Consider the following 3796-nt stretch of genomic DNA (forward strand, 5'->3'; position numbering starts at 1 on the left):
CGACTCTTCAGCAGCTCAGGCGCCGCAGCACTTCTTGTACTTCTTGCCCGAGCCGCAGGGGCACGGCTCGTTGCGCTCGGGCGCGGCTTCGCGGCGGATGGGCTCGCGCGGGGTGAGCGACTCGATGCGGTGGCAGTGCAGGTCGTGCAGCATGTCGCTCAGGCCAGCGTGGATTTCAAGGCGCTCGGTGTAGGTGAGCGTGGTGGGCGCACCGCCCTCTTCCTCGGGCGGATAGCTGCCCACCGCGAGCGCTTCGACGTAGGCCTCGACTTCGCCGATCCAGTCGTCCTTGGCGATCCATTCGTCCCAGGCATCGCTGCGCAGCTCCATGCCGTCCAGGAAGCCGGCGCCCCAGGCCGCGCCGATGTCCATGTCGTCGCCGTGCTGCACGTCGGGGTCGTCGGGCAGCCACCAGAACAGCGCGCCGTCCACCGTCACCTCGTCGCCGTTGAAGCGCACGCGGCGGGCGGCGGTTTGCCACGCCAGCATCAGCAGCTCGCGCGCGGCGGCTTCGTCGGCCGGGCCCTCCCAGCGCGGCGGCGTCTTGCCCCAGACCTTGGGCAGCCATTCTTCGGGCGCGATGGTTTCGCCGGGGCTGACCACCAGCGCGCTGAGGAAGCCGTCGAGCTGCTCAAGGCCGTAGCCGCCGTGCGGCACGGCGCGCTGCTCGAGCAGATGGTCCAGGGCTTCGATGCGCTCGTCGTTGGCGCGGAACCAGTCGGTTTTGATGCTGCCCATGTCAGTACGCGAATTCCTTGAACACCGGGTCGACATTGCCGCCCCACTCGCCGTGGTACAGGGCAAGCTTGCGCTCCGCCGGCGTTTCATTGGCCAGGGCCAATTCCACCAGCGGCTCCAGGAACACCGCTTCGCTGGCGCCGCCCTGGTTGAGGCGGTTGCGGCGCTTGAGGCCCTGGCCGGCGATCTTCAGCGCTTCCAGCGCGAGTTCGCGCACCGTGGCGCCGCGGAACGGCAGCTTCAGCGCGTGCCGGGGCACGCCGTCGCGCAGGGCGTGGCGTTCTTCCATGCTGAAGTCCTTCACCAGGTCCCAGGCCGCGTCCAGCGCCTCGCTGTCGTACAGCAGGCCGACCCAGAACGCCGGCAGCGCGCACAGGCGGTTCCAGGGGCCGCCGTCGGCGCCGCGCATTTCCAGGTATTTCTTCAGCCGCACTTCCGGGAAGGCGGTGGTCATGTGGTCGGCCCAGTCGGTCATCGTGGGCAGCTGGCCGGGCAGTGCGTCGAGCTCGCCGCGCAGGAACTTGCGGAAGCTCTGGCCGCTGAGGTCGATGTATTCACCGTTGCGGTAGCTGAAGTACATCGGCACGTCGAGCAGGTAGTCCACGTAGCGCTCGAACGAGAAGCCGTCTTCGAACACGAAGTCGAGCATGCCCGTGCGGTCGGGGTCGGTGTCGGTCCAGATGTGCGAGCGGTAGCTCAGGAAGCCGTTGGGCTTGCCCTCGGTGAACGGCGAGTCGGCGAACAGCGCGGTGGCGATGGGCTGCAGCGCCAGCGACACGCGGAACTTCTTCACCATGTCGGCTTCGCTGGAGAAGTCCAGGTTCACCTGCACCGTGCAGGTGCGGGTCATCATGTCCAGGCCGAGGTTGCCGCGCTTTGGCATGTAGTCGCGCATGATCTGGTAGCGGCCCTTGGGCATCCAGGGCATTTCGTCGCGGCGCCACTTGGGCTGGAAGCCCATGCCCAGGAAGCCCAGGCCCAGCTCTTCGCTGACCGTCTTCACTTCGCGCAGGTGCAGGTTGGTTTCGCGGCAGGTCTCGTGGATGTCGCGCAGCATCGCGCCGGACAGTTCGAGCTGGCCGGCCGGCTCCAGCGTCACCGAAGCGCCGTCCTTGTACAGCGCGATCAGCTTGCCCTTCTCCTCGAACGGCTCCCAGCCGAAGCGGGTCAGGCCGCGCAACATGGCCTCGATGCCCTGCGGGCCGTCCCAGGTGGGCGGGCGCAGGTCGTCCAGGCGGAAGCCGAACTTCTCGTGCTCGGTGCCGATGGTCCACTCCGATTCGGGCCGGGAGCCGGATGAGAGGTACTCGACCAGCTGGCGGTGGTCGGTGAGGGGGCTTTCCTTGGCGTTGCTGGGTCCGGACACGGGGGCGCCTTGCAGGGGATGGAAGCGAAATGCGGGCGCTGGCCTACAATCGCAAGGATGGTGATCTTATCCCGCGCCCCGTGAAAGCGACCGTCCTGTCGGCGCTGCTGCTGTGTTGCGGCCCGGCCTGGGGCCAGGCCCTGGAGCGCGGCAACGGCCCGGAGCCCTCGACCCTCGACGCCCACCGGTGTCCGGAGGTGGCCTGCGCGAACGTGCTGCGCGACCTGTATGAAGGCCTGGTGGCCGAGGACGGCGCGGGCCGCCTGATCCCGGGCATGGCCGAACGCTGGGAAGCGTCGGCCGATGGCCGCACCTGGACCTTCCACCTGCGCGCGGGCCTGCGCTGGTCCAACGGCGAAGCGCTGGATGCACCGCAGGTGGTGGCCAGTTTCCGGCGGGCGTTCACGCCGCTGACGGCGGCGCCGTTCGCGGGGCATTTCGACGCCATCGACAATGCAGCCCGGGTGCAGCGCGGCGAAGTTGCGCCCGCACGCCTGGGCGTGGCCGCGCCGGACCCCGCCACCGTGGTGTTCACCCTGAGCCGCAGCGCCGACCTGCCGCGGCTGCTCACCCTGCCCACGGCCTATCCGGTGTACCTGCCCGCGATCGCCGAACACGGTGCGCAGCACACGCGGCCCGGCAAGCTGGTGGTGAACGGTGCCTACCGGCTGGCCGACTGGCTGCCGCAGGCGATGATCACGCTGGAGCGCAACCCGCGCTTCCGCGATCCGGCGCCGATCGAGCGCGTGCGCTTCCACGTGACCGAGGATGCCAGCAGCGAGCTAAAGCGCTTCGAGTCCGGCGGCCTGCACATCACCGAAACCGTGCCGCCGCAGCCGCTGCCGCAGCTGCGCGAGCGCTTCGGCGACCAGCTGCGCATCAGTCCCTACCTCGGCGCGTTCTGGCTGGGCTTCAACCTCGAGCAGCCGCCGTTCCAGGGCAACGCCGCGCTGCGCGAGGCGCTGTCGCTGGCCATCAACCGCGACATCCTCACCCGCCATGTCACCGGCCTGGGCGAAACACCCGCCTACGGCCTGGTGCCGCCGGGCGTGGCCGACTACGCGCCGGCGTCGCTGGGCTGGGGGCGTTCGACGCAGAAGCAGCGCGAGGCGCTGGCGCGGCAGCGCTATCGCGAAGCAGGCTACGGGCCGGACAAGCCGCTGGAAGTGGAGCTTCGCTACAACACGTCCACGCCGCACCGGCGGCTGTCGCTGGCGGTGGCGGCGATGTGGCGCGAGGTGCTGGGCGTGCAGGTGCGGCTGCGAAACGAGGAGTGGAAGGTGTTCGTTGGCAACCGGCGGCAAAAAGCGATCACCCAGGTGTTCCGCGGCGGCTGGATCGCCGACGTGGACGATGCGCGCAATTTCCTGGACGGCTTCCGCGCCGACAGCCCGGCGAACTGGACCGGCTACGACGATGCGCGCTTCACCGCCCTGCTCGACGCCGCCGACCGCGCGCCGACGCTGGCCGCACGGGCTTCGCTGCTGCGCCAGGCAGAGTCGCGACTGCTGTCGGCGCACGCGCTGGTGCCGGTGTACTTCTACACGTCCAAGCACCTGGTCCGGCCCGAGGTGCGGGGCTTCCAGGCCAACCCGCTGGACCGGCATCCCAGTCGGTTCCTCACCCTTTCGAGAACAGGCAGCGAGCCATGAGCCGCATCGCGCCCTGCGACATCCCGCTGGCCGCGGGCGA

At 69.6% G+C, this 3796-nt stretch carries 3 protein-coding genes; 1 reads left to right on the forward strand and 2 read right to left on the reverse strand.

The features are described 5' to 3' along the window. Positions 1-15: 15 nt before the first annotated feature. A complete protein-coding gene (locus K0M70_RS02115; RefSeq protein ID WP_290778659.1) occupies positions 16-738 on the reverse strand; it encodes a UPF0149 family protein in 723 nt (240 codons plus the stop codon). 1 nt (position 739) lies between these two features. After that, positions 740-2104, reverse strand: a complete 1365-nt coding sequence (locus K0M70_RS02120) for a glutamate--cysteine ligase (RefSeq protein ID WP_290778662.1) — start codon at positions 2102-2104, stop codon at positions 740-742. 80 nt (positions 2105-2184) lie between these two features. Here K0M70_RS02120 and K0M70_RS02125 point away from each other — a divergent pair, with 80 nt between their 5' ends. Next, positions 2185-3756: a peptide ABC transporter substrate-binding protein gene (locus tag K0M70_RS02125; protein ID WP_290778664.1), complete on the forward strand. Its 1572-nt coding sequence runs from the start codon at positions 2185-2187 to the stop codon at positions 3754-3756. The last annotated feature ends 40 nt before the right edge of the window (positions 3757-3796 follow it).

It is taken from the genome of Arenimonas sp., assembly GCF_019459675.1.
Lineage (GTDB): Bacteria > Pseudomonadota > Gammaproteobacteria > Xanthomonadales > Xanthomonadaceae > Arenimonas.

Bases quoted from the DNA above. Each gene is read 5' to 3' on its own strand.
- K0M70_RS02115 (WP_290778659.1), bottom strand. From the start codon at position 738: ATGGGCAGCATCAAAACCGACTGGTTCCGCGCCAACGACGAGCGCATC.